Consider the following 24,474-nt stretch of genomic DNA (forward strand, 5'->3'; position numbering starts at 1 on the left):
GCCAACCATCGTCAGCCGCGAAGATCGATCCAATCTGTGACCGGCATTGCCTGACGTAAATCGAAGCAAGGAATAGCATGAGACAGGAACTTTCTGGAAAGGTTGCAGCGGTTACCGGCGCTGCCTCGGGCATCGGCCTCGAATGCGCCCGTTCCCTGTTGCGCGAAGGCGTAAGCGTCGTTCTCGTCGACCGGGCCGCGGAGACTCTGGAAAAGTTGAGCTCCGAATTGGGGCCGAACGCCTTTCCTCTGACGATCGATCTGACCGACCCGTCCAGCGTATCCACGATGATGCCTCAAATCCTGGAACGGTTCGGAAAGCTTGATATCTTTCATGCCAATGCCGGCGCCTATATCGGCGGTGAGGTCGTCAATGGCGATCCCGATGCCTGGGATCGTATGCTCAATCTCAACATCAACGCCGCTTTCCGGTCCGTACAGGCGGTGTTGCCCCATATGGTGGAGCAGAAGACCGGCGATATCATCATGACCAGCTCGATCGCCGGTCTGGTGCCTGTCGTCTGGGAGCCGATTTATACGGCATCCAAGCACGCGGTGCAGGCGTTCGTTCACACGGTTCGACGCCAGGTGGCCAAACACGGCATACGCGTCGGCGCGGTGGCACCCGGACCGGTCATCACGGCACTGATCAGCGATTGGCCTCAGGCCAAGCTCGATGAGGCAATTGCCGCGGGTGGATTGATGGAGGCGACCGAAGTGGCCGAAGCAGTCATGTTCATGCTGACCCGGCCCCGCAACATCACCATTCGCGATCTGGTAATCCTCCCACTCAGCACGGATCTCTGACCATGACCCGGTTTTTCGTCGGCATCGATGTGGGAACAGGCAGCGCCCGCGCCGGCCTGTTCGATGAGAATGGCAATCTGAAGGCGTCGGCAAAGCGCCCGATCACCATCTGGCATGAGGCCGGCAATATCGTTGAACAATCGAGCGAACAGATATGGAAAGCGGTCTGTGAGAGTGCTCGGGAAGCCGTCAGTGCGGCCGGAATCCCGCCCTCGGCCGTTGCTGGAATCGGCTTCGACGCAACCTGCTCGCTGGTTGTCGTCACCCCTGACGGTGCACCGGTCGCGGTCGGCCCGTCGGGTGATGCTCAACGCAACGTCATCGTGTGGATGGATCACCGCGCCGCTGGCGAAGCCGCTGAGATCAACAACGGGACACACGAGGTTTTGCGGTATGTCGGCGGGCGTATCTCGCCGGAAATGGAAACACCGAAGCTTCTCTGGCTGAAGCGCAACCTGCCCGGCTCGTTCACTGGTGCAGGGCATTTTTTCGATCTCGCCGACTATCTGAGCTGGCGCGCGACGGGATCACTTGCACGCTCGGCCTGCACGGTCACCTGCAAATGGACTTATCTGGCGCACGAGAAGCGATGGGATGCGCAGTATTTTCGAGCCATCGGCCTCAAGGAGCTTGCAGATGAAGGCTTTAAGCGGATCGGCACAGATATCGTCGATCCCGGAATGCCCCTGGCAAACGGTCTGACGGAAAAGGCAGCGGCTGATCTTGGCCTGCCTGCAGGAATACCTGTCGGTGCAGGCCTCATCGACGCACATGCGGGTGGCATCGGGACGCTGGGTGGCCGGGACGCGCGCGGCAGCACCGATGTTCGCAACAGGCTGGCCTATATTTTCGGGACCTCCGCATGCTCGATGGTATCCAGCAACGATCCGGTATTCGTCGACGGGGTCTGGGGTCCCTATCATTCGTCAATGGTCCCCGGGTTGTGGCTCACCGAAGGCGGCCAATCGGCAGCGGGCGCGGCCCTCGATCATCTTGCCACAATGCACCCGGCCTCCGGGGAGGCGCGTGTGAAGGCGGAGGCCGCCGGCCTCTCACTGGTTGCGTGGCTTGATCGAGAAGTCACGAAGTTGTGCCCGGACCTTTCGCGTTCGGTGGAGCTTGCTGGCTCGATACACGTCGTGCCCGAGTTCATGGGAAACCGATCGCCACATGCTGACCCCGACGCGCGAGCGATCATTGCCGGTCTGGGACTGGAAGCCGACATTGGCAGTCTGATCTCCCTCTACGTCGCAGGACTTTGCGGTATCGGCTATGGTCTCCGGCAACTCCTGGAAAAACTGTCCCAGAACGGCATCATGCTCGACACGATCGTCGCGAGCGGTGGCGCCGCCCAAAGCAATCTCGTGCGACAGGTATTGGCGGACACCACCAATCTGCCTGTGGCCGTTGCTGACAGCGAAGAGCCGGTTCTGCTGGGGGCTGCAATGCTTGGGGCTGTCGCTGCCGGCAGATATCAATCACTGACTGAGGCCATGGGAGCGATGTCGCGCCTGTCGAAGCAATATGAACCCCAAGGAGGTGCAACCCGCGAATTGCACACTCATCGATACCTGGCCTTTGGACTTCTTCAAGCGGCCGGCAGACAGATCCGATCAGTTATCCCGAAGAGCTAGCGCTGGCTGAGAGACTCGTCCGCTCGCTCATTCGACGATCTTGCAAAATATTATTGACTAAAAGTGTCATGTTAATTTATTGGCCCACCTATCCCTTCTCCCAAGGCACGGGGCGCTGTCGTGTATTCTTTGAAAGCAGAGGTCGAGCAGACGGGCGGGGCAGCCAAGGCATTCAGCCTCTCGGGGATCTCCTTTTCCGTCGAACACCGCGGTCTGCTCAAGAACGTGAACATTGCTTTCGGCGCCGGTGAGATCTCGGCCCTAGTCGGTCACAACGGCTCGGGAAAATCGACGCTGCTCAAGCTTCTGGCCCGTCAGATGATCCCGTCGTCGGGCGAGATCCGATTCGGGGGCCATAAACTTAGCGAATTTGACCAACGCACCTTCGCCCGCTCCGTGGCCTATCTCCCGCAGGAGGTTTCCGCGGCCCCTGGCATGACGGTCCGGGAACTGGTGGCCTGCGGACGTTATCCCTGGCACGGCGCGCTTGGCCGCTTCACGGCAGGCGACAGCGCCAAAGTGGAAGAGGCGCTGGCGCTCACCCATGTCGAAAGTTTCGCCGATAGGCTCGTGGAGACACTGTCCGGCGGGGAGCGTCAACGCGCCTGGATCGCCATGCTGATGGCGCAGGATGCCGAATACCTCCTGCTCGATGAACCGACGTCTGCCCTCGACATCGCCCACCAGATCGAATTGCTCGGCCTCATCCAGCGCCTTTCCCGGGAAAAGGGGTTGAGCGTCGTGATCGTGCTTCACGACATCAACATGGCGGCGCGCTTCTGCGACCGCATCTACGCCTTGAAAGCTGGCGCTGTCGTGGCGGAGGGCCGCGCCGCCGACATCCTTCGATGCGAGGTGCTGGAACGCATATATGGCGTCAGGATGGAGGTGATGCCGCATCCGCATCTCGGAATTCCGCTCGCTTATGTCTGCTAAATCCGAAAACATGCGGGTCAAGGGCCTGAGCCGCCGCTCTCTTCTGTCTGCGGCCGCATTGGGGCCTCTCGGTCTTGCCGCCCCGGCCCGCGCCGCATCCCCGGCGCCCGTGCCAAAGGTCGCAAGCCTGGATTACGGCCTCGCGTCCACGCTGATGAACCTCGGAATCACACCGACTGCGATTGTCTCCCTCGCAGATTGGGACAAATGGGTCATCGAACCGGAAATCCCTGCGGGCGTGACCGATCTCGGCAACGGTTGGGAAATCAATTTCGAAGTCCTGGCGATGCTCAAGCCCGATCTGATCCTGACCACTCCTTATCTCGACGCATTGAAGCCAAGACTCGAAACCATGGGCAAGGTACTTCGCCTTGAAATTTACGATGCCAGCGGCGGCGCCGTTTTGTCCAAAGCCTATGCGGCCACGCGTGAACTGGCGCAGGCCGTCGACCGGGTGGCGGAAGGCGATACCTTTCTCGCCCGGGCGGACGTCTACTTCGACGATTGCCGGAAAAGGCTGGCGCTGATCGGCGCCCCGCCGGTTGTCCTCATGGGCTTCCTCGACGCCCGCCATGCGCGGGTCTACGCCAGTCCAGGTCTCTATGACAACGTACTTTCCCGCATCGGCGTCGAGAATGCCTGGAAAGGCCAGGGAAACTATTGGGGGTTCGAAACCATCGGCATCGAGGATCTGGCGCGTGTCACCAACCCACGTGCTCGTCTGATCGCGTTCGAGCCCGTGCCGGGCGACGTCCTGCCGAAGCTCGCCGAAAGCCCGCTATGGAAGGCGCTGCCGATATCGCAGCCAGGCCGTTTCTCGGTGATCCCCGGTGCTCTGATGTTCGGCATGGTCAACGACGCAATGCGTTTCGCGCATCTCCTGACCGAACACCTGGAGAATACGGCATGACTGCGATTGCCGCCGCGCCTGGCCGCCTTGCCGGCCCGCCCCTCGTCACGATCATCATCGCGCTTGCTGCGGCCGCATTCGCCGTCCTCCGGCTGGAGCCGGAACTTGTTGCCATCAGCCAGCAGGCCCCCGGCTACGATATCCGGCAAGTCGTGCTCCTGTATTCGACCCTGCCACGCATGGCTACGGCGCTTCTGGCGGGGGCGGCGCTTGGCCTTTCGGGCTCGCTGTTCCAACAGGTGCTGCGCAATCCGCTTGCTTCGCCGACGACGCTCGGCGTCTCGGCCGGGGCCAATCTCTCGCTCGCGCTCGCGACGCTTTACATGCCCGGTCTCCTGGGCTTCGGGCGGGATCTGGTAGCGCTTGCCGGCAGCGCAATCGCGGCCGGACTTGTGTTTCTGCTCGGAGCCAGACGCGGTTTTTCACCCTTTTCGCTCGTGCTGTCGGGCCTGATCATCAGTCTGTGGTGCGGTGCGCTCTCGGCCGTCCTTGTCATGCTGAATGACCGTTGGCTGGCAAGCCTCTTCATCTGGGGCGCGGGTTCGCTTTCACAGCAAAGCTGGGTCATCCCGCTTTCGCTGTTGCCCAAGGTGGCAATGGCCGGGCTTCTCGCCTGGCTGATCGTCAGGCCGCTCGGGCTGGTCGAACTCGGGGAGGCGGGCGCAACCGCACTCGGCGTCGATACGGCACGGCTGCGGCTGCTTGCCATCATCGTCGCTGTCGCGCTCGCCGCCTTCGTAACGAGCGCCGTCGGCGTCATCGGCTTTATCGGCCTCGTCGCACCGATCATCGCGCGGCTTTCCGGCGCACGCCGGTCCGGTTCCGTGCTCCTGTGGTCCGCTCTTATCGGGGCGGCGCTGCTGTGGCTCGCCGACGGCGTCGTCCAATATCTCGCCGGCGCATTTTCCGACTTCCTCCCGACCGGCGCGGTGACTGCGGTTTTCGGTTCTCCATTGCTCCTCCTGCTTCTGCACCGGCTCAAAGTGCGCCACCGCGTCCTGCCTGAACAAGGCAGGATACTCAGCAGGCGGCTCCAGGCATCCCCTGGCCTCACACTTGCTGCGATCGCAGGGCTTGCCCTGTTGGTCGCTGCAGCGCTTCTTGTGGGACGCGCGGCCGACGGCGATTGGGCTCTTCTTCAACCCGATCTTTACATCGACATTCTGCCCCTTCGGTTTCCGCGAGTTCTGGGGGCGCTTTCGGCGGGCGCCATGCTGGCAATCGCAGGTACGATCCTTCAACGCCTGACCGGAAACGAGATGGCAAGCCCTGAAGTGCTCGGCATAGGCGCCGGCGCCACGATCGGCGTGACGGTGACGATCTTCATCGTTGCCTCGCCGGGATTTGGCCTGCAGATCACTTCGGCGGCGGCCGGCGCGCTCGCGGTGCTGGGGCTTGTCGTCGGGTTTGCTTTGCGCGGGGGGCTGCTGCCTGAACGGGTGCTGCTTGCGGGCATAGCACTCAGCGCGATGGTCGATGCCGTCGTGGGCGTTCTATCCTCGACAGGCGATCCCAGGGCCATGTTTCTCTTGCGCTGGATGAGCGGCTCCACCTACGGCATGGAAACCTCCACCGCACTTGCGGTTGTGGCCGCGGCCATCGTGCTTGTGACGGCAGCGGCATCGGCTCATCGTTGGCTCGATATCCTGCCGCTCGGCCCCGCGCCCGCCGCCGGCCTGGGCCTCTCGCTCCCCCGTTCGCGGCTGTTTCTCTTCGCGCTGGCGGGGCTTGCTTCGGCGGCGGCAACGCTTTGCGTGGGGCCATTGAGCTTCATAGGGTTGATGGGGCCGCATCTGGCGCGGGAATGCGGGCTCTTGAGAGCACGTCCGCAAATTCTTGGCGCGGCGCTGCTTGGTGGCGGGCTGATGGTCGTCGCCGATTGGCTCGGCCGCACGATCATCTTCCCCTACCAGATTCCGGCGGGGCTGGTGTCGGCCCTCGTCGGCGCACCGTTCCTGATGCTCTTAATGCGGCGGAAGTGAAGACCGGAAGCGCTCAAGAGCGCGCCTACTGCCGTCCTTCCGGCAGGGGGCAGGTCTGGCCGCAACCACCGATCGCCGGCAGGCAGTAACGCAGGCAGCACACCTTGCGACGCTTGAACGCGACGCCATTCTCGTCGGTCATGGCCCGGAGCGTGCCGCAGAGAGGGTTTTTCGCACCGTCGGGAAATACCGCATCCTGAAACAGGGGGGCTCCTTCCGCAGCCAGCGCCGGACGGCTCTGGCGCCCCGCCTCCTCGACGATCCAGTCGAGATATCCGGCGGCATTTCCCCATAGCAGCTTGGTGCTGATACGCGTGTGGGCGGAGATCGCGCTGGCCAAAGGCTCGATATGCTGCCGCAGGAGGGGGTGCATCGCTTCATGGATGCCGAGTTCCCGCCGCTGGCCGAGACTGTGGACAAGGAAGGCCATGGGCACGCCTGTTTCCCGATCGAGACATACCGAGGTTTCATCAAGCGAGATCGGCAGGAGGCGCCGCAATTCCAGCCATGCGAGAGCGGTGTTGATGGTCAGGGTACTGAAATAATAGAGCGTCCAGAGCGACACGACGGCGCGACGGTCCGCATTCGGGAAAGCAGCTCCGTATCGATCGACAATGCGGTTGAAACAATCGGCCTCGCAGAGCGCGGAACACGGCACCGTCTCGCACCCGGCCGGCACATCGAGGACGAACTTTCCCCTACAGAAAGCGTATTTCTCGCCGCCGCGCCGTATCAACAGTTCGCCGAGATCGCGACAGCCGCCCGCATTGTCTGATGCGGGCGGCTCCGCTCCCTTTTCCGGGGAGGCGTGACTGGACGCGGTAGAGATCAAGCGATCACCATGTGAATTTCAGCGTTCCGACGATCTTGCGACGATCGCCGTAATATTCGGTCCCGTAATAGCTGCTCGCCACATATTTCCGGTCGAACAGATTGGTCGCGTTCACCGAGAGCTTGACGTTCTCCGTTACCTTGTAGCTTACAGCGGCGTCGAAGACCGTATAGCTCGGCACCTTGACCGTGTTGGCGTCGTCGCCATAGGTCTCCCCGATGTAACGCACGCCTCCGCCGATCGTCAGGTCACCGCGCTGGCCGTCCCCCGGAATGGTGTAGTCAAGCCAGGCAGATGCGAGATGCTTGGGCACGCGCTGCGGTCGGTTGCCCTCGTTGGCACCTGCGTTCTCACGAATCTCGGCGTCCCAATAGGAATAGGCGAGCGTCATGTTCAGCCGGTCGTTGATCGCCGCCTTGCCTTCAAGCTCGATGCCGCGAACACCGATCTTGCCGACCTGCTCCTGAACCAAGGGGCTGACATAGGTCGGAACATTCGTCTGGGTCAGGTCGAAGAGCGCGAGCGTGAACAGGCCGTCGAAATCTTCGGGACGGTATTTCAGGCCGACTTCATACTGCTCACCCTCCTGCGGCTTCAGAGAGCCACTCAGCGCGTAGCCGTTCGCGCTCGGCGTCACCAAAGGCTGGAAGCTTTCCGAATAATTGGCATAGGCCGCAAGGTTGGGCGTGAACTTATAGGTGAGCCCGACGCGGGTGGTGAAAGCGCTGGCTGTATTGTCGTCCCTGGTACCGGTGTCGACATAGTCAGCCGTGGTATGCACATGATCCCAGCGCCCACCAAGCGTAATGACCCAGCGGTCATCAAAAGTCAGTTGCTCCTGGGCATAGATGCCGACCGCCTGCTGCTTGACACGCCAGTTTACATATGGATCGAGATCAATGAACGAGAGCCCGCAATAGACGGGGTCGTAGATATCGATCGGTTCCGCAGTGCCATACTTGATGTCTTCGCGCGTGTTGTCGCTGGTGTAGTCGACGCCGACCAGGGTCTTCGATTCAAAATTGTCCCAGCTTGTGTCGTATTGAAGCTGATTGTCGAAGGCCCAGCGGTTCGAAAGGCCATCAACGGAAAAAGCAGCGCGGTCGGCTGTCGGGTCGAGAGAAGCCCCGTAGACTTCCGCGTAATCCAGGCTGAGATGCGTGTAGCGGGCGTTGGACCGGAACGTCAGGCCGTCGGTGATTTCATGCTCGAACTGATAGCCGATATCGGTCTGACGCGTGTTGAAGCGATTGAAGTCCGGCTCTCCGAGAAAGGTATCGATGTCGATATCGGCGCCGGTGGGAAAGCCACGGGCACCCGTGCCATCGCGCTTGTAGTAATCGGCAAGGATGGTGAGCGACGTGCCTTCTTCCGGCTTGATGGTCAAGGCCGGCGCGATATAGAAGCGGTCGTCGTTGGAATAATCCCAACCATTGTCTCCGTCCTTTCCAAGCGCGGTCAAACGATAGGTCCATACGCCTTCAGCATCGATCGGGCCGCCGAAATCCGTGCCGATCTCCTTGGTACCGTCACCGTAGGAGGTGTAGATTTCTCCGTGCTTTTCGTCCAATGGACGCTTGGTGATCGCGTTGACGAGGCCACCGGGGGCGTTGAGGCCGAACAGGGTCGAGGTCGAGCCCTTCAGCACCTCCACACGCTGCAGGCCATAGGGTTCGAGCCGGCTTGCCGTGTACCAGGCGGGAATGCGGGCGGCGAGCCCGTCGCGATAGGTGCCGAGCGCCGTCTGATCGAAGCCGCGGATGCGAATATAGTCGTAGCGGTCGTCGTTGCCGAACTCATCGGAGAAAACGCCGGCGGTATAGGCGATGGCCTGCTGCAGGTTGTCCACATGGCGTTCTTCGAGTTCCTTTTCGGTGACGACCGAAACGGAAGCCGGAATGTCGATGATGGGCGTATCGGTTTTGGTGCCGGTGGCCGTGTCCTTCGCGACGATCGTCCTGTCGGGGCCTACCGCGCGGCTCATCTTGCTGGTCAAAACGATCGTCGGCAGTTCGGTCGATATCTCTTGCGCAAAAATCGTCGTCGTCAGCGTCGAGGAAGAAAACAATACCAGGGCGCTGCTTGCCATCAGCCGCCTTACGGCAATACCCCGACTTGCGCACCTCAAGGACGTGCGTGATCCCGCCTGCCGGATGGCCTCCATGGCAAAGCATCTCCTGTCGTGTCATTTCAATTCCGCGCTATGCGTTGCTTTCAATTCGTCCCCGAAATCGATGCTGCGCCGCCGGAAAATATAAACATAACAAAAATAGTCAACTTAAAATTCTGAAATAGATGCGACAAAAAACACCAAGGACCGGAACCATGGAAGTGTGCGCAATCCTGGCAGGCATCAGGTCGAGCGCGGGATAAAAGCTCCGGCACCTTTATCAGCAATCGCCGTCTATCCACGTCCCTGCTGCAGCACCTAGATGCGCATGACACGAGACTTCTGCTACAATCATCCTTCTAGGCGGCCGCTCATGCGCTATACCGGGCGACTGATGCGAAGGATGGGAATTTCAACGATGCAGCAGCCACGTCAGATTCCACTCAGGGAACGGATGACAATCCTCGGCGATCTGGATGCTTCCTCCTTCGTGCCCTGGATCCGGCGCCACGCAGCCAAGCTCGGGCTTTCGCAAGACATAGCTCATACCGGGCCGGACCGTATTGAACTCGAGGTCACTGGACCTGAAGAGTTGATCGACATGATGGAGATGGGGTGTTCGCTAGGCCCGATTGATGTCTGGGTCGACACGATCGAACGCAGGCCCATTGACGACTGAAACAGGGTACCTTGAGCAGCCTGCGCGCCCGGCCTTGCACTTTATTTGGTCATCATTGCCAATGAGGAATATTTATGCAAACGTGCTGTCGTCGGGCAGCAGGCCGAGGACGAACATGCCTCGCGTGCGTCCTGCAAGTTATTGATGACGCTCAGAAAGTCTACCCATGCACTCCGATACGGCAGGCTCATGGATGCCAGTCGCTCTTTCCGTTGACCTGCCGGCGGGAACTGTCGTGCCGGCGCGTCTTCCTGCCGGATCAGTCGCCCTCTGGCGCAGCGCATCCGGGCGCCCGGCAGCATCGGCTGACCGCTGTCCCCATCGCGGTATGCGCCTCTCGCACGGTTTCGTGCGCGGCGAGGCCCTTTCCTGCATCTATCACGGCTGGAGTTATGGCCAAGCCGGACACTGTCTGCGCATTCCGGCCCATCCGAGGCTTGCTCCTCCGGAGACAATCCGCGTCACAACGCATCGGGTTGAAGAATCCGACGGGCTGATCTGGATTGCCGTGGGCAACCCTCTCTCCCAGCCACCGCGGCTAACCGGTTTTGCTCCCCTGCGTTCCTTGACTGTGCTGGCGGGTGTCGCTGCCATTGAAGCTGCTGCCGGCGCAAAGGCAAGCCTTGAAGGTCTTCTTGAGCTGAGCGAAGACGCCAGGAACATCTGTCTCCTGCTTTCAGCCCAGGATGACGGGGAGACACTGGCGCATGTCCTGATCAAAGGCGAGGCCGGACCGGCGGACCGCGTCGCCGCCTCGCGTACCGCGGAGAGCCTGCGCCGCAAGGCGGAGGGTCTTCAGAAAAAGGAGATCACGCAATGACTGTGAAAGCGATGATCGACGAATGGTACCCGGTCGGCCTTCTCAGCCAGCTCGACCTAAAGGGGCGAAAGACCGCGCTGATGGACGAGCCGATCGACGTAGCGCTCGACGCCGACGGCAACGCCAGGGTGACGGGCGGAAACGGGCGGACATTACCCGTACGCGTACGCTATGGCCATGTCTGGGCATCCCTCGGCGAGCCGAAGAAGGAGCTCTTCGACATTCCCGAGGCCGATCAGCCAGGCCGACGCTTCGTCGATGTCGGCGTGGTGCGCGTGCGCTGCTCCCCGCTCCGCGCCGTCGAAAACTTCCTTGACATCGCTCATTTTCCCTTCGTGCATACGGATATTCTGGGCGCCGAACCCCACACGGAAGTCCAGAACTACAAGGTCGAGATTCGCGAGGAAGAAGATGAAGTCTGGGCGACACAGGTGAAATTCTACCAACCCCAGGCAGCCAAATCGGCAAGCGGCGGCATCACGACGGAATATATGTACCGCGTGCCGGCGCCGACCTGTTCGGTCCTCTACAAGACCTGCCCGCCCCGCCCGGGAGAATGGGATGTCATCACCCTCTTCGTGCAGCCGCTTGCCGAGGATCTATGCGACGTCTGGCCGTGGATGGCGCTTTTCGATGACGAGAGCTCCATGACCGACCTCATCCATTTCCAGCAGACGATCTTCCTTCAGGACCGATCGATCCTGGAAAACCAGATCCCGCGGCTGTTGCCGCTCGATCCGGGCATGGAAATCCCGACACGTGCCGATCTCACCTCGGTCGCTTATCGGCGCTGGCTGAAACGCCACAATTATACCTATGGCGCACAGCTGGTGGCGCAATGAAGCTCTACGACTACATCCTCTCGCCCAGTTGCTACAAAGTGCGCCTGATGGCATCGCTGACCGGTGTGAAGCTCGACATCCGCCCGGTGGATTTCCATCCCGGCACCGAACATCGTAGCCCCGAACTCCTGGCGCTCAATCCGGCAGGCTCGATTCCGATCCTGGAGGACGGTGACCTGGTTCTTACCGAATCCTCCGCCATGCTCGCCTATCTCGCTGCCAAGGCCGCACCGGAATGGCTCGCCGGCAGCAGACCGGAGGAAGCGGCGCGCGTGCAGCAATGGCTGTCCTTCTCGGGCCGACTGACCGCCAGTCTCGGCGGTGCGCGGCTTCATGAAATGCTGTTGCGGCCCGGCGACATCGGTGCGCTGCAAACTCAAGGCGTTGCCGCTCTGCGTGAGCTGGAGGCCGGCCTCTTCGAACAGAGCATGCGCGGCATGCGCTTCCTCGCTGCCGAACGGCCGACGATCGCCGACATCGCCTGTTTTCCCTATGTGGCGCTCGCACCCGACGGAGGCGTCTCGCTTGATCCATATCCCACGATACGGCTCTGGTCCCGTGCCGTCCGCTCGCTCGATCAATTCCTTGAGATGCCGGGCATTCACCGGCTCCACGAGTTGAAGCCCGAGCCGCACGTCGAAGGGAGCGAGGCGTGACATGGCGGGTTACCTTCTGAAGAACTGCGCAGCGGTCATCGTCGACGAGGGTAAGGGGCCGACTGTCTATCGCAATGTCGACGTTCTCACGAACGGCCCAGCAATCCAGTCGATCGGCCAAAATCTTGGCGCAGGCGACCTGCTCGACGGCACGATCACACAGGATGCCACCGGTTGGTTCGTCTATCCTGGCCTCATCAACACCCACCATCACTTTTTCCAATGCTTCGTGCGCAACCGCGCGGACCTCGATTGGACGAAACTCTCGGTCATCGAGTGGCTGGACCGCATCTATCCGATCTTCTCGCGGCTCAACGAGGATTGCTTCTATCACTCCTCGCTCACGGCCATGGCCGAGCTGATCAAGCATGGCTGCACCACGGCCTTCGACCACCAGTACAATTTTCCCCGGCACGCCGGAAAGCGGCTGATCGACCGTCAATTCGAGGCGGCCGATCTTCTCGGCATGCGCTTCCATGCCGGCCGCGGCGGAAATACGCTGCCGAAATCGGAAGGCTCGACCATTCCGGACGAAATGCTGGAAACGACGGACGAATTCATCGACGATTGCGCACGCCTGATCGACACCTATCACGACGCCGGCGAATTCAGCATGCGCCAGGTCGTGGTTGCGCCGTGCCAGCCGGTCAATTGCTACAGGGAGACCTTCGTCGAGTCCGTCGCGCTGGCGCGAGATCGCGGCGTCATGATGCATACCCATGTCGGTGAGGGCGAAAGCCCAGTCATCGAAGCACGCCACGGCATGCGGACCGTCGATTATCTCGAGAAACTCGGCTTTGCCGGCCCGGATGCTTTCTATGCCCATTGCTGGGAGCTGACCCACGACGAACTCAGGAATATGGCCGTCAGCGGCACCGGCGTTTCGCACTGCCCGGAACCGGTTTATCTGGTCGGCGCCGAGGTGACCGACATACCCGCCATGTCCGCCTTCTGCTTGCGCGTCGGTCTTGGCTGCGATGGCGCTGCCTCCAACGACAATTCGAACTTCATGCACTGCCTCCACTCGGCTTACATGCTGCAGTGCCTCGTTTCCTCCGCCCGCGCCCATCCGGTACCACCTCCAGCCGATTTCCTCGGTTATGCCACGACCGGCGGCGCGAGCCTGCTTGGCCGGAGCGACATCGGCCGGCTTGCGCCCGGCATGGCCGCCGACCTGTTTGCCATCGACACCCGCCGCATGGACTATGTCGGCACCCGGCATGACCCGTTGAGCCTGATTGCCCGTGTCGGCATCGGCACGCCGACCGACATGACCATGATCAATGGCCGGATCGTCTGGCAAAAAGGCGAGTTCATCGGACTGGACGAAGCGCAATTGTTCGCCGAGGCCGAAGCGGCACTCGCCGCCGTGGAATTCTAAAACCAAAAGAGGGAACCTGTATGCTCGACAACCTGACCCGCAGAACGTTTATGAAAGGCCTTGCCGCCACGGGCCTTGCCGGCGCACTCGGCAGCCGCCTTGCCGTCGCGGCCGATGAACCGCTCGGTATCGCTCTCGTCGTCCCCTCGCCGGTCGGCGATGTCGGCTGGGCTCATGCGCTCGCCGCCGGTCTCGATCCGATCAAGGCTGCCTATGGCGACAAGGTGAAGGTCACCGTCATCGAAAACATCCCCGAAGGCCCGGATGCCGACCGCATCATGAACAAGACGGTCGCCGACGGGAACAAGTTCCTGATCGCCGGCTCCTTCGGCTACCAGAACGGGGCGTTGCAGATTGCCCGCCGGAATCCGGGCGTCACTGTACTGCATGCTTCCGGGTTTCAGGTCGCCCCCAATTTTTCGCCTTTTGCCGCAAAATACTTCCAGGGCACCTATCTGCTCGGCATGGCGGCCGCCGCCCTTTCCAAGACCGGCAAGCTCGGCTCCGTCTCCGCCTTCGCGATTCCCGAGCTGATTACCTCCATCAATGCCTTCACGCTGGGCGCTCAGGCCGTGAAACCCGATATCGAGGTTTCGGTCGTCTGGGTGAATTCCTGGTTCGATCCGGCCAAGGAACAGGAAGCGGCAAAGGCTCTCATCGCCCAGAAGTGCGACGTGATTTTCTCCAATGCACAGGATACCCCGTCCGTCATCGCAGCCTGCGAGGAAGCCGGCGTCTATGCCTTCAACCTCAATTCGTCGATGAAGAAGTACGCGCCGAAAACCTATCTGGGCTGCGTGGCAACCGACTGGTCCCCCTTCTTCAAAGCTTCTGTGGACGCCCATCTCGCCGGCACGTTCAAGGGCGCAAACGCCTTCCTGGGCGTCGCCGACAAGGTCGTTGAAGTGGTCGACTGGAATCCCGACATCCCGGCAGACACGATGGCCAGGATCGAGGAGGTCGGAACCAAGATCGCCGACGGCAGCTTCTCGCCCTTTACCGGACCGATCACCAAGGCCGACGGCAACGAGGGTGTCGCTTCCGGCAAGACCATGGCCGATGCCGAGATCATTGCCATGAACTGGCACGTCAAGGGCGTGACCACACCGCTGCCGAAGTAAGCCATGTCACAACCCCTCCTGTCTCTCCGCGGCATCTCCAAGAGTTACGGTGCAATCAGGGCCAATCAGGAGATCGACCTGGACGTGGCTCCGCGGTCGATCCACGCGATCCTCGGAGAAAACGGGGCTGGCAAGTCCACGCTGATGAAGCTTATCTACGGCGTCGAACAGCCAGATGATGGGACCGCTGCCTGGAAAGGAGAACCTTTGAGCCTGGCCTCGCCTGCCGAAGCCAGGCACAGAGGAATCGGCATGGTCTTCCAGCACTTCTCGCTGTTCGAAACCCTGACGGTCGTTGAAAACATCCAGCTCGTCGTGCCAGGCCGGAAGGCCGAGCTGACCAAACGCATCCGCACGCTCGGACGGGATTTCGGCCTCGAAGTCGACCCCTTTGCCCATGTGCACGCGCTGTCCGTCGGCGAGCGGCAGAGGGTCGAAATTATCCGCTGCCTGATGACCAATCCGAAGCTTCTGATCCTCGACGAGCCGACGTCCGTGTTGCCGCCGCAGCTCGTCAACAAGCTCTTCGACACGCTGCGGCGCCTGCGCGATGGCGGCGTCTCCATCCTCTTCATTTCCCACAAGCTGGAGGAGATCCGGGCGATCTGCGACCGGGCAACCATCCTGCGTGGCGGGCGCGTCACCGGCAATGTCGATCCTCGCGAACACGATGCCCACGATCTTGCCCGCATGATGATCGGCCGCGACATGCCGGAGCCTATTCCGGCGCTGCCGTTATCGGGTGGCGAGAGACGGCTCGAAATCATTGGGCTCGACTACACGCCGGACGACCCATTCGCCGTGCCGCTTTCCAGCATCAGCCTGACGGTACGGGCAAGCGAGATACTGGGCATCGCCGGCATTTCGGGCAACGGCCAGAGCGAGCTTTCGGCACTGATTTCCGGCGAAACGGTGCTGAAACGCGAGCAGGCGGACCGCATCTTCATGATGGGCAGGGATGTGGGCACGCTCGATCCCGCCGCCCGCCGTGAACTGGGCTTCGCCTTCGTGCCCGAAGACCGGCTCGGCCGCGGCGCGGTACCCGAAATGTCGCTCCTGCTCAACAGCCTGCTGACCGCCCATCCGCTTAAGCTCCTGAAACACGGCCTCATCAACAGAGCACGCGCGGCCGCCTTCACCAATGACTGTATCCGCCAATACGATGTACGAACGCGCGGCCCGGATGCCGAAGCGGGCTCGCTTTCCGGCGGAAATCTTCAGAAATTCATCGTCGGGCGCGAGATCATGCTGGCGCCCAAGCTCCTCTTCGTCGCCCAGCCTACCTGGGGGGTCGATGTCGGTGCGGCTTCGGCAATCCGCCAGCGGCTCATCGCGCTGCGCAATGCCGGCATGGCGATCCTCGTCATCTCCGAGGAGCTGGAGGAGCTGTTCGAGCTCAGCGATTTCATCCAGGTCCTGCATCACGGGACCCTCAGCCCTCCGCTCCTGGCCGTGAACACGAAGCCGGAGGAGATCGGCCGATACATGATAGGGGCGGAACCTGCCGGCGAGAAAGCCTCCGCATGAGTCGCCCCGCCCTTGCCCTGCTGCCTATTCTCATACGTCGGGACCGCGCTTCTCTCACGGCGACCCTGCTTGCTCCGGCCTTGGCGCTGGCGGCAGCCCTTATCCTCAATCTGGGACTCTATGTACTCCTGGGTCGTGACCCCGTCGCCGTCGTCCATGCGATGCTCCTCGAACCCTTCCTCTCATGGGCATCATTTTCGGAAGTGCTGCTGAAGACCGGGCCGCTGCTCCTTATCGCCCAAGGACTGGCGATCGGCTTTCGTGCCAAGGTCTTCAACATCGGTGCGGAGGGCCAATTCATCCTCGGAGCGATCTTTGCTTCCGCCCTCCCGATCTGGTTTCCGCAGGCGACCGGGGCGTGGATCTGGCCGGCCATGCTGTTGCTCGGCGCGATCGGCGGCGCGCTTTGGGCGTCGATCACTGCCTTCTGGCGCGTCAGGCTCAATGCCAACGAGATCCTGGTATCACTGATGCTGAGCCTGGTGGCGGCGCAATTGCTCTACTACCTGCTGCTCGGACCCTGGAAGGATCCGAACGGCTTCAATTTCCCACAGTCGGTCATGTTCCAGTACGACGCGATGGTGCCGACCCTGATCCCCGGAACGCGCGTGAACGTCTCGCTTCTTATTGCTTTCGCCCTCTCCGCCGCAGCGTGGATCTTCATGCAGAAGAGCTTCATGGGCTACAAGCTGCAGGTCGGCGGACTTGCGCCGCGCGCCGCCGGCTATGCCGGCTTCAACCAGGGCTGGGCAATCTGGCTCTCGCTGCTGATCGGTGGTTTCGCTGCAGGCCTTGCGGGTGCTGCCGAAGTGGCGGGGCCGCTCGGCCAGCTGCAGCGGTCAATCTCCACCGGTTACGGCTATGCCGCCATCATTGTCGCCTATCTCGGCGGCCTGCATCCGATCGGCATCGTCGTCTCCGCCTTTTTCATGGCGGCGCTTTATATTGGCGGGGACAATGCCATGGTCTCGGCCAACCTGCCGATCGCCGCCGTGCGCGTCTTCCAGGGCAGCCTCCTGCTCGCCTATCTCGTCGCCATTACCTTCGTGCGCTACCGCCTCGAGTGGCGTCATGCCGGCCATCGGAATACATCATGAACGCCATCCAGTTCATCCTTGCGGGCATGCTTGCGGCCGCGACACCTTTTCTGCTCGCCGCACTCGGCGAACTGGTGGTCGAACGCGCCGGCGTACTCAATCTCGGGGTCGAGGGCCTCATGGCACTGGGCGCGGTCATCGCCTTCATCATTGTCTATCACGGCGGTGGGCATCTGATCGGCTTCGTCGCCGCAGGCATCTGCAGCGCATTGCTTTCACTCGTCTTCGCTATCATCGCACTGGTTTTCAGAGCCAATCAGGTGGCGGCGGGCCTTGCGATCGGCATCCTCGGCCAGGGCCTTTCGGCGTTATTCGGCAAAAGCTACGAAAGCCTGACAGTCAAAGGCCTGCCGAGGCTCGCCTTGCCCTGGTTTTCAGAGCTGCCGATCATCGGTGGTCTCTTCACCCAGGATATCGTCGTCTGGTTTTCGCTCGCCGGCACGCTCGCCATCTGGGCGATCTTTACCTTCACCAAGACCGGCCTTGTAATCCGGGCCGTTGGCGAAAATCCGAAAGCTGCGCACGCTATCGGTTATCCGGTAATCCTTGTTCGCACCGCTGCCGTCGCCTTCGGAGGAATGATGGCCGGCTTTGCCGGCGCGTATGCCGCGGTAGTCTATACCCCGCTATGGGCCGATGGCATGATCGCCGGCCGCGGCTGGATTGCAATCGCGCTCGTGGTTTTCGGTACCTGGCTTACCGGCCGCATCTTCCTCGGCGCCTGCCTCTTCGGCGCGGTTTCCCTCATGGGTCCTGCCGCCCAGGCGACAGGGATGGACGTACCATCGCAGCTGCTTTCCAGCCTGCCGTATCTTGTCACGATCATCGTGCTGGGGATCATCTCCGCCGATCGCCGCCTTTTAAAGCTCAACGGCGTCGCTTCGCTCGGCGAACCCTTCGAGCGCTAACGACGAGCCGTGGGATTGTATCCCGCATCGATACGTTCCGGTCGTCCTTCGATCTGCAGTTCGGTGATCTTCGGCACCGTGCGGGCGATGACCTTTCCCCGCCGCAGGACAGCAAGCCTGGTCGGCTTCAAGCGCAGGGCCTCGGGCACGTCCTCTGCCTGCAATATCACGAGGTCGGCATGGCATCCGGCATCGAGGCCATAGTCTTCGAGACCAAGCGCCTTTGCGGAATTGACCGTCAGGGCATCGAAGATCTTCTTCTTGTCCTCCACACCAGACATCTGCGCGACATGGATCGCCATGTGCCCGACTTCCAGCATGTCACCCGAGCCCATCGAGTACCAGGGGTCCATCACGCAGTCGTGGCCGAAGGAAACGTTCAGTCCTGCCGCCATCAGTTCGCGGACCCGCGTCATCCCGCGCCGCTTCGGATAGGTGTCGTGACGACCCTGCAGCATGATGTTAATCAGCGGGTTGGGAATGACATTGATCTCCGCCTCCGCCATGAGCGGAATGAGCTTGGAGACATAGTAGTTATCCATCGAATGCATCGACGTCAGGTGCGAGCCTGCAACGCGTCCCTTGAGACCGAAGCGGACGGTTTGGGCCGCCAGCGTTTCGATATGCCGGGACATGGGATCGTCGGTCTCGTCGCAGTGCATGTCGACCGGCAGGCCGCGATCGGCAGCGATCCGGCACAGCGCCTCCACCGACATTGCCCCCTCCTGCATGGTCCGCTCGAAATGCGGAATGCCACCGACGATATCGACACCCATGTCGAGCGCGCGCTCCAGCGATTCCACGCCTTCCGAGGCGCGGTAATAGCCGTCCTGCGGGAAGGCAACGAGCTGCAGGTCGATGTAAGGTGCCACGCGCTCCTTTACCTCCAGCATCGCCTCCACGGTGACGAGACGCGGATCGGAGGTGTCGACATGGGTGCGGATATGCAGAAGCCCCTGGCTGACGGCGAGATCGCAATAAGCCAGCGCACGTTCGACGAGCGCCTCCCTGGTCAGCAACGGACGCAGTTCCCCCCAGAGCGCAATCCCTTCCAGAAGCGTACCGGAAACGTTCATGCGCGGCAGGCCGAGGGAAAGCGTCGCATCCATGTGGAAATGCGGATCGACAAAGGACGGGCTGACCAGGCGGTTCGTCGCGTCAATGACCTCGCGCGCTCCACCCGGCAATCCCGCCTCCACGGCAGCGATCTTTTCGCCCGCGATACCGACATCGATGCCCCTGCGCCCGTCCGGGAGGTTGGCATTGCGAATGATCAGGTCAAACATGGAGAACTCCTCGGGCCTCGGTCAGCGCTCGCCGCGCCTATAGGGTTGCATCAGTGCCTGCGGGACACGGGCACGCCGCGCCATCGCGGCAAGCGCCGCGATCGACAGCAGATAAGGGATCATCAGGAATATTTGATAGGGCACCACTCCGCTCAGCACCGTCTGAAGACGCAGCTGAAAGGCATCGAAGAAAGCAAAAAGCAGCGCACCGAATAGAGCTCGCTCCGGACGCCACGAAGCAAATACGACGAGCGCGATGCAGATCCAGCCACGCCCCTGCACCATGGTCGGGAAGAAGCTGTTGAAGGCTGACAGCGTCAGAAAGGCACCGCCGACACCCATCAGCGCGCTGCCGGCAATAACAGCGCCGTAGCGGATCGCCATAGGATTGATGCCTTGGGCTTCCGCCGCATGCGGGTTTTCACCTGTCATACGGATGGCAAGCCCGATTGGGGTACGCGAGATGAGATAGGCCAGGACGACAGCAAGCACGATCGCGACATAGGTCGGAGCAGTCTGCGTGAAGAAGGCGGGTCCCAGGAAGGGGAGCGAGGAAAGACCCAGAATATCGATGGGCTTGAAAGGCTCGATGGTCGGCGGCGTGCCGGTGACCGGCACCATCAGCCGGAAGACGTAATAGGCAAAACTCGACGCAAAGAGCGTGACGCCGAGGCCGGAGACGTGCTGCGACAGGCCGAGCGTGACCGTCAGCACCGAATGCAAGAAGCCGAATACGGCACCACCGAGTGCGGCGATTAATAACCCCGTCCAGAGATCGGCGCCGTTATAGACCGCCAGCCAGCCGATCATGGCACCAAAGGTCATGATCCCTTCGATGCCCAGATTAAGCACGCCCGATCGCTCGGAGAGCAGCGCTCCGAGCGTGCCCAGGATCAGCGGAGTGGCAATACGCAGAACGGCAGCCCAGAGACCGGCAGAGGCAAGGATGTCGATCAGGGCGTTCATCGGCGTATCCTGTATTGCGTGAAGAAGACGGCGATCAGCATGGAAAGTAGCGAAAGGGCGACAGTGACGTCGGCGATATAGGTCGGGATGCCCACGCTGCGGCTCATGCCGTCTGCGCCAACGAACATGGCGGCCGTGAAGAGGGCTGCCAGCACGACGCCGAGCGGATTTAGGTTGGCGAGCATGGCGACGACGATACCTGAATAGCCATAACCGGGCGAAAGATCACTGGTCACGTATCCCTTGACGCCCAACACCTCGATCGTGCCGGCGAGGCCGGCAAGGCCACCGGAAATCATGGCGACGATCACCAGCGTGCGTCCGAGCGGCACCCCGGCAAAGACGGCGCTTGTCGGATTAAGCCCTGCGGCACGCGACCGGACGCCGAAAACGGTACGTGACTGCACGAAATGGATGGCAAAGGCGATCGCGACCGCCATCACCAGACCGATATGCAGGCGCGAACGTGTCAGAAGTTTCGGCAGACGCGCAGCGGCATCCACCGCCTCCGACTGCGGCCAGCCGAAGGCCAGCGGGTCTTTCAGCACGCCATCGATCAACATGGAGACAAACAGGAGCGAGACGAAGTTCAGCAGAAGTGTCGTAACGACCTCATCCACCGAAAAGCGTAGCCTTAGCCAGAGCGGTACCAAAAGCAACAGCATCCCGGCTACGGCGCCGATGATGAAGAGCAGCGGAATCTGCGCGGCGGAGGACCAACCATCGAAGAGCCGGGCGCTTGCAGCGGCAACGGCAATGGCGCCGAGATAGAACTGCCCTTCGCCACCGATATTCCAAAGTCGCGCCCGAAACGCTACCGCCGCTGCAAGGCCGGTCAGAATAAGCGGGCTGGCGCGGGTCAGCGTTTCCGTTACCGAAAGGCGCGAGCCAAAAGCACTCGTCAGAATCTTCCAATAGGCTTCGAGTACCGGAGCACCCGCCAATGCGATCAGGACACCGGCAACGGCGAGCGCCGCCGCGACAGCAATCATAGGCGCTGCGACGACAAGCGCTGCAGGTCGATGTTCACGCCTCTCAAACCGCATCGACCACCTCGCGTTCCTCCCATTCACCGGCCATCATCAGGCCGAGGCTGCGCGCATCGGCATCCTCCGCATCGAGGGACGGTGAAAGCCTGCCCCCAACGATCGCCTGGATGCGATCGGCCAGCGCCATGACCTCGTCGAGATCTTCCGAAATGAGCAGAATTGCCGTTCCCGCCCGACGGGCCTCCAGAATTCTCTGGTGCACCGCCGCCACCGCGCCTTCATCCAAGCCGCGTGCCGGCTGGGCGGCGAGAAGAATGCGCGGGGGCTCGATCAGGTTTCGGCCAAGGATGAGCTTCTGCATGTTGCCGCCGGAAAGCAGCCGGACGCGGCTCGTCGGAGATCCACCGCGCACATCGAAGGCTTGGATGATTCTGGCGGCGAAGGCAACACCGGCCTTCCGGTCGACAAGGCCCAACCGTGAGAAGCGTGAGAGACGTTCAAGGATTGCGTTTTCCCAGATCGTCATCTCGCCGATCACGCCTTCCCGGTTGCGATCCTCGGGAATACGGCCGATCCCGCTGGTGACCGCGTCCGCGACCGTGAGGTCAGCGGTTTCCTCGCCGAACAAGACAAGGGACCCCGCACTGCGCTGCGCCGTGCCGCTCAGCAACTGCGCAAGCGTCGCCTGACCGTTGCCGGAGACGCCGATGATCCCCAATACCTCGCCGGCGCGCAGCCGGAAGTCCACGGATTTCAGCCGGTCGACACCGCCCGTCCGCACCGTCACGCCGATCGCTTCAAGCACGACCTCGCCTGGGGTCGAGGCATCGCGCACCGGCCGCTTGACGGCCCGGCCGACCATCAGTTCGGCAAGCTCCGCCTTGCTGGTCTCTTCCCTCTTGCGCTCCGCCACCAGCTTGCCGCCGCGCAGCACGACGATGCGGTCGGCCGTCGCCATCACCTCGTCGAGCTTGTGCGAGATGAAAATCAGTGACAGCCCCTGGCGTGCCATGTCCTTAAGTGTCGAGAACAGCTTGTCCGCCTCAATCCTGGTGAGCACCGCAGTGGGTTCATCGAGAACGAGTATGCGCGCGTCGTTATAGAGCGCCTTCAGGATTTCCACGCGCTGCTGCTCGCCCACCGAGAGATCGCCGAGGCGCGCATCCGGATCGACCTTCAGTCCGAAACGCTCTGATATCTCCAGAAGCTTCTTGCGCCCGGCGGCAGCATTCGAGGCCGGCAACCAGAGGCTTTCCGTGCCGGTCATGACATTTTCCAGCACCGTGAGATTGGGCGCCAGCGAGAAATGCTGGTGTACCATCCCGACGCCGGCCCGGATTGCCGCCCGCGGCTTGCCGGGCGGCAACTCCCTGCCCATGACAGTGACCTTACCGGAGTCCGGCATATAGTGGCCGAAAAGAATGCTCATCAGCGTCGTCTTGCCGGCGCCGTTTTCACCAAGCAGGGCGACAATCTCGCCTTTCGCCAGGTTCAGCGAAATATCGTGATTGGCAAGATTGTCGCCAAACTGCTTGCTGATGCGGTCAAGTTCGAGCACCGGGCCGGTCATGAATTCAATCCTGCTACGCGATAGCGGTGCTGCCAACGGTCTTCCTTTTCCAGACGGCCTGCAAGGTGAAGAAGCAAGCGGTCATGACCCATTGGCGCGATCAGCTGCACCGGGAGAGGCAGGCCTTCGGCATCAGCGCCGAACGGCAGGGTCAGCGCCGGAAAACCGGTGATGTTGGCAAGCGCGGCAAGCGGCGCGAAATCCGTCATGCGACGGATCTGCAGATCCGGATCGCCGTGGTCGAAAGGGAATGAGCCAAGCGGACGTGGCGCTGTTGCCAGCATCGGCGCAACAAGAAGATCGAGATCCTCGAAGATGTCCCAGAAAGAGCGGCTGGCGCGGACCGCCCCATCCAACGCCGACCATAGCTCGCCACCGGTCATCGCCACGCCGCGGCGGATAAAGGCCCCTGTCAGCGGCTCCGCCAGTTCCGCATCAAGTCGGGCGCCCGCGACGTAGGACGCCAGGTTGACGGCAATGATGTCGCGGAGCGCGATCGCACTCGCGGCCACCGGCCCGACGAAATCTCTCCAACCGAGAGAGACAACAGTGTGGCCATCCTTTTCCAGCGATCTGGCCGCCGCCTCGACGGCTTCGCTGCGGGAGGGGTCGGTCGAATGGTCGTTACCCGTTTCGGCTAGAAGTCCGATGCGCAACGTTCCGCGCTTTACGGGAGCCAGTTCAGGATCGGCGAACGGACCGCGTACGCCGCCAAACACTGCCTCGAAGATCGTCGCGAGATCGCGAGAGGAACGGCAGACGGCGAGTTCACCAGCAATCCCGCCGAGATGATTGCCGAAACCCGGGCCGGCCGGCATTGCGCCGCGCGTCGCCTTCATACCCAAAAGCCCGCAACAGGCGGCGGGCACGCGTATCGACCCGCCGGCGTCAGTCGCGTGGGCGATTGCGACGACCCCGGCGGCAACCGCTGCTGCTGCGCCTCCGGATGAGCCGCCCGGCGTCCGAAGGGGATCGAGCGGATTGCGGCAGATCGGCCCGGCGGCGGGCTCACAGGACAATGAAAGCCCCATCTCCGGCACGGTGGTCAGCCCGAAGAAACAAAGGCCGGCCGCTCGCATGCGGGCGGCGAGATCGGAGTCCGGACAGTTCTCGTTACCGCGGCTCAACATGCGCGAACCGGCGGCGACCGGGAGGCCAGCAAAAGGACCGCCCAGGTCTTTGACAAGGCTGGGTACGCCGGCGAAAGGCACGGAAGCCAGACGCTCATCCGCTTGCGCCAGCCGGGCATCGATCGCCCGTGCCGCCTCAAGACCAGCCTCGGCCTCAAGATGAACGATCGCACCAAGGCGGTCCATCTGCTCCGCACGTTCCAGCGCGGCCTGCATGGCCCCGGAGGCATTGAGGCGATCTTTACGGATCGCCTCCGCCAGTGCCGTTGCATCGTCGGGCATGGAAGCGCCC

21 protein-coding genes are annotated in these 24,474 nt (G+C 62.0%); 14 read left to right on the forward strand and 7 right to left on the reverse strand.

Annotated features, from left to right (window positions below; translation table 11 throughout):
* Positions 1 to 77 precede the first annotated feature (77 nt).
* The 5 genes from J2046_RS08070 to fhuB all read left to right on the forward strand — a co-directional run bounded on the left by J2046_RS08070 (position 78) and on the right by fhuB (position 6,268).
* Positions 78 to 806: an SDR family oxidoreductase gene (locus J2046_RS08070; RefSeq protein ID WP_210050773.1), complete on the forward strand. Its 729-nt coding sequence runs from the start codon at positions 78 to 80 to the stop codon at positions 804 to 806.
* Between the two features lie 2 nt (positions 807 to 808).
* Positions 809 to 2,440, forward strand: a complete 1,632-nt coding sequence (locus J2046_RS08075) for an FGGY-family carbohydrate kinase (protein WP_210050774.1) — start codon at positions 809 to 811, stop codon at positions 2,438 to 2,440.
* A gap of 120 nt (positions 2,441 to 2,560) precedes the next feature.
* On the forward strand, positions 2,561 to 3,376 hold the full coding sequence (locus J2046_RS08080) for an ATP-binding cassette domain-containing protein (protein ID WP_411828479.1): 816 nt from the start codon (positions 2,561 to 2,563) through the stop codon (positions 3,374 to 3,376).
* Positions 3,366 to 4,286, forward strand: coding sequence for an ABC transporter substrate-binding protein (locus tag J2046_RS08085; protein ID WP_210050775.1), 921 nt, complete (start codon positions 3,366 to 3,368; stop codon positions 4,284 to 4,286). The genes J2046_RS08080 and J2046_RS08085 overlap by 11 nt, the downstream gene beginning before the upstream one ends.
* Complete coding sequence (fhuB, locus tag J2046_RS08090; protein WP_210050777.1) at positions 4,283 to 6,268, forward strand: Fe(3+)-hydroxamate ABC transporter permease FhuB; 1,986 nt, start codon at positions 4,283 to 4,285, stop codon at positions 6,266 to 6,268. Before J2046_RS08085 ends, fhuB begins: the two co-directional genes overlap by 4 nt.
* A 25-nt stretch (positions 6,269 to 6,293) precedes the next feature.
* Here the strand turns inward: fhuB and fhuF are convergent, their stop codons facing one another.
* Positions 6,294 to 7,100, reverse strand: coding sequence for a siderophore-iron reductase FhuF (gene fhuF, locus J2046_RS08095; protein WP_052182883.1), 807 nt, complete (start codon positions 7,098 to 7,100; stop codon positions 6,294 to 6,296).
* Positions 7,101 to 7,104: 4 nt separating this feature from the next.
* On the reverse strand, positions 7,105 to 9,189 hold the full coding sequence (locus J2046_RS08100; protein WP_233469612.1) for a TonB-dependent siderophore receptor: 2,085 nt from the start codon (positions 9,187 to 9,189) through the stop codon (positions 7,105 to 7,107).
* 439 nt (positions 9,190 to 9,628) lie between these two features.
* Between J2046_RS08100 and J2046_RS08105 the strand changes: the two genes are divergently transcribed.
* From J2046_RS08105 to J2046_RS08145, 9 genes are all read left to right on the forward strand, one after another.
* Positions 9,629 to 9,889 carry an acylphosphatase gene (locus J2046_RS08105; protein ID WP_210050779.1) on the forward strand — a complete coding sequence of 87 codons (261 nt, stop codon included), beginning with the start codon at positions 9,629 to 9,631 and terminating at the stop codon, positions 9,887 to 9,889.
* Between the two features lie 166 nt (positions 9,890 to 10,055).
* Positions 10,056 to 10,709 (forward strand): Rieske (2Fe-2S) protein, encoded by a 654-nt coding sequence (locus J2046_RS08110; RefSeq protein WP_210050780.1) that lies wholly within the window; start codon positions 10,056 to 10,058, stop codon positions 10,707 to 10,709.
* Positions 10,706 to 11,551, forward strand: a complete 846-nt coding sequence (locus J2046_RS08115) for an aromatic ring-hydroxylating oxygenase subunit alpha (RefSeq protein WP_210050781.1) — start codon at positions 10,706 to 10,708, stop codon at positions 11,549 to 11,551. The genes J2046_RS08110 and J2046_RS08115 overlap by 4 nt, the downstream gene beginning before the upstream one ends.
* A complete protein-coding gene (locus J2046_RS08120) occupies positions 11,548 to 12,207 on the forward strand; it encodes a glutathione S-transferase family protein (protein WP_210050782.1) in 660 nt (219 codons plus the stop codon). The genes J2046_RS08115 and J2046_RS08120 overlap by 4 nt, the downstream gene beginning before the upstream one ends.
* A gap of 1 nt (position 12,208) precedes the next feature.
* Entirely contained in the window at positions 12,209 to 13,588 is a 1,380-nt protein-coding gene (locus J2046_RS08125) for an amidohydrolase (protein WP_210050783.1), read from the forward strand.
* Positions 13,589 to 13,608: 20 nt separating this feature from the next.
* Entirely contained in the window at positions 13,609 to 14,709 is a 1,101-nt protein-coding gene (locus J2046_RS08130) for a BMP family ABC transporter substrate-binding protein (RefSeq protein WP_210050784.1), read from the forward strand.
* 3 nt (positions 14,710 to 14,712) lie between these two features.
* The gene (locus tag J2046_RS08135; protein ID WP_210050785.1) at positions 14,713 to 16,236 is read left to right on the forward strand and encodes an ABC transporter ATP-binding protein; all 1,524 of its coding nucleotides are present in this window, start codon (positions 14,713 to 14,715) and stop codon (positions 16,234 to 16,236) included.
* Positions 16,233 to 17,333 (forward strand): ABC transporter permease, encoded by a 1,101-nt coding sequence (locus J2046_RS08140; protein WP_210050786.1) that lies wholly within the window; start codon positions 16,233 to 16,235, stop codon positions 17,331 to 17,333. Before J2046_RS08135 ends, J2046_RS08140 begins: the two co-directional genes overlap by 4 nt.
* A complete protein-coding gene (locus tag J2046_RS08145) occupies positions 17,330 to 18,241 on the forward strand; it encodes an ABC transporter permease (RefSeq protein WP_210050787.1) in 912 nt (303 codons plus the stop codon). The genes J2046_RS08140 and J2046_RS08145 overlap by 4 nt, the downstream gene beginning before the upstream one ends.
* On the opposite strand, the gene J2046_RS08150 is transcribed toward J2046_RS08145, so the two are convergent.
* The 5 genes from J2046_RS08150 to J2046_RS08170 are packed head-to-tail and all read right to left on the reverse strand — an operon-like array spanning position 18,238 to position 24,464.
* Positions 18,238 to 19,527 (reverse strand): amidohydrolase family protein, encoded by a 1,290-nt coding sequence (locus tag J2046_RS08150; protein ID WP_210050788.1) that lies wholly within the window; start codon positions 19,525 to 19,527, stop codon positions 18,238 to 18,240. The genes J2046_RS08145 and J2046_RS08150 overlap by 4 nt on opposite strands.
* A gap of 21 nt (positions 19,528 to 19,548) precedes the next feature.
* Positions 19,549 to 20,493, reverse strand: a complete 945-nt coding sequence (locus tag J2046_RS08155; protein WP_210050791.1) for an ABC transporter permease — start codon at positions 20,491 to 20,493, stop codon at positions 19,549 to 19,551.
* Complete coding sequence (locus J2046_RS08160) at positions 20,490 to 21,539, reverse strand: ABC transporter permease (protein ID WP_210050793.1); 1,050 nt, start codon at positions 21,537 to 21,539, stop codon at positions 20,490 to 20,492. The genes J2046_RS08155 and J2046_RS08160 overlap by 4 nt, the downstream gene beginning before the upstream one ends.
* On the reverse strand, positions 21,529 to 23,052 hold the full coding sequence (locus J2046_RS08165; RefSeq protein WP_210050794.1) for an ABC transporter ATP-binding protein: 1,524 nt from the start codon (positions 23,050 to 23,052) through the stop codon (positions 21,529 to 21,531). Before J2046_RS08165 ends, J2046_RS08160 begins: the two co-directional genes overlap by 11 nt.
* Positions 23,049 to 24,464, reverse strand: a complete 1,416-nt coding sequence (locus tag J2046_RS08170) for an amidase (RefSeq protein WP_210050796.1) — start codon at positions 24,462 to 24,464, stop codon at positions 23,049 to 23,051. Before J2046_RS08170 ends, J2046_RS08165 begins: the two co-directional genes overlap by 4 nt.
* Positions 24,465 to 24,474: the final 10 nt, after the last annotated feature.

Origin of the sequence: Neorhizobium petrolearium, from assembly GCF_017873175.1 — a bacterium.
GTDB classification, from domain to species: Bacteria; Pseudomonadota; Alphaproteobacteria; order Rhizobiales; family Rhizobiaceae; genus Neorhizobium; species Neorhizobium petrolearium.

What these genes read in the sequence shown, in the direction of transcription:
- J2046_RS08070 (WP_210050773.1), top strand. Translation starts at nt 78, where the DNA reads ATGAGACAGGAACTTTCTGGAAAGGTTGCAGCGGTTACCGGCGCTGCC.
- J2046_RS08075 (WP_210050774.1), top strand. Translation starts at nt 809, where the DNA reads ATGACCCGGTTTTTCGTCGGCATCGATGTGGGAACAGGCAGCGCCCGC.
- J2046_RS08085 (WP_210050775.1), top strand. Translation starts at nt 3,366, where the DNA reads ATGTCTGCTAAATCCGAAAACATGCGGGTCAAGGGCCTGAGCCGCCGC.
- fhuB (WP_210050777.1), top strand. Translation starts at nt 4,283, where the DNA reads ATGACTGCGATTGCCGCCGCGCCTGGCCGCCTTGCCGGCCCGCCCCTC.
- J2046_RS08100 (WP_233469612.1), bottom strand. Translation starts at nt 9,189, where the DNA reads ATGGCAAGCAGCGCCCTGGTATTGTTTTCTTCCTCGACGCTGACGACG.
- J2046_RS08105 (WP_210050779.1), top strand. Translation starts at nt 9,629, where the DNA reads ATGCAGCAGCCACGTCAGATTCCACTCAGGGAACGGATGACAATCCTC.
- J2046_RS08110 (WP_210050780.1), top strand. Translation starts at nt 10,056, where the DNA reads ATGCACTCCGATACGGCAGGCTCATGGATGCCAGTCGCTCTTTCCGTT.
- J2046_RS08115 (WP_210050781.1), top strand. Translation starts at nt 10,706, where the DNA reads ATGACTGTGAAAGCGATGATCGACGAATGGTACCCGGTCGGCCTTCTC.
- J2046_RS08120 (WP_210050782.1), top strand. Translation starts at nt 11,548, where the DNA reads ATGAAGCTCTACGACTACATCCTCTCGCCCAGTTGCTACAAAGTGCGC.
- J2046_RS08125 (WP_210050783.1), top strand. Translation starts at nt 12,209, where the DNA reads ATGGCGGGTTACCTTCTGAAGAACTGCGCAGCGGTCATCGTCGACGAG.
- J2046_RS08130 (WP_210050784.1), top strand. Translation starts at nt 13,609, where the DNA reads ATGCTCGACAACCTGACCCGCAGAACGTTTATGAAAGGCCTTGCCGCC.
- J2046_RS08135 (WP_210050785.1), top strand. Translation starts at nt 14,713, where the DNA reads ATGTCACAACCCCTCCTGTCTCTCCGCGGCATCTCCAAGAGTTACGGT.
- J2046_RS08140 (WP_210050786.1), top strand. Translation starts at nt 16,233, where the DNA reads ATGAGTCGCCCCGCCCTTGCCCTGCTGCCTATTCTCATACGTCGGGAC.
- J2046_RS08145 (WP_210050787.1), top strand. Translation starts at nt 17,330, where the DNA reads ATGAACGCCATCCAGTTCATCCTTGCGGGCATGCTTGCGGCCGCGACA.
- J2046_RS08150 (WP_210050788.1), bottom strand. Translation starts at nt 19,527, where the DNA reads ATGTTTGACCTGATCATTCGCAATGCCAACCTCCCGGACGGGCGCAGG.
- J2046_RS08155 (WP_210050791.1), bottom strand. Translation starts at nt 20,493, where the DNA reads ATGAACGCCCTGATCGACATCCTTGCCTCTGCCGGTCTCTGGGCTGCC.
- J2046_RS08160 (WP_210050793.1), bottom strand. Translation starts at nt 21,539, where the DNA reads ATGCGGTTTGAGAGGCGTGAACATCGACCTGCAGCGCTTGTCGTCGCA.
- J2046_RS08165 (WP_210050794.1), bottom strand. Translation starts at nt 23,052, where the DNA reads ATGACCGGCCCGGTGCTCGAACTTGACCGCATCAGCAAGCAGTTTGGC.
- J2046_RS08170 (WP_210050796.1), bottom strand. Translation starts at nt 24,464, where the DNA reads ATGCCCGACGATGCAACGGCACTGGCGGAGGCGATCCGTAAAGATCGC.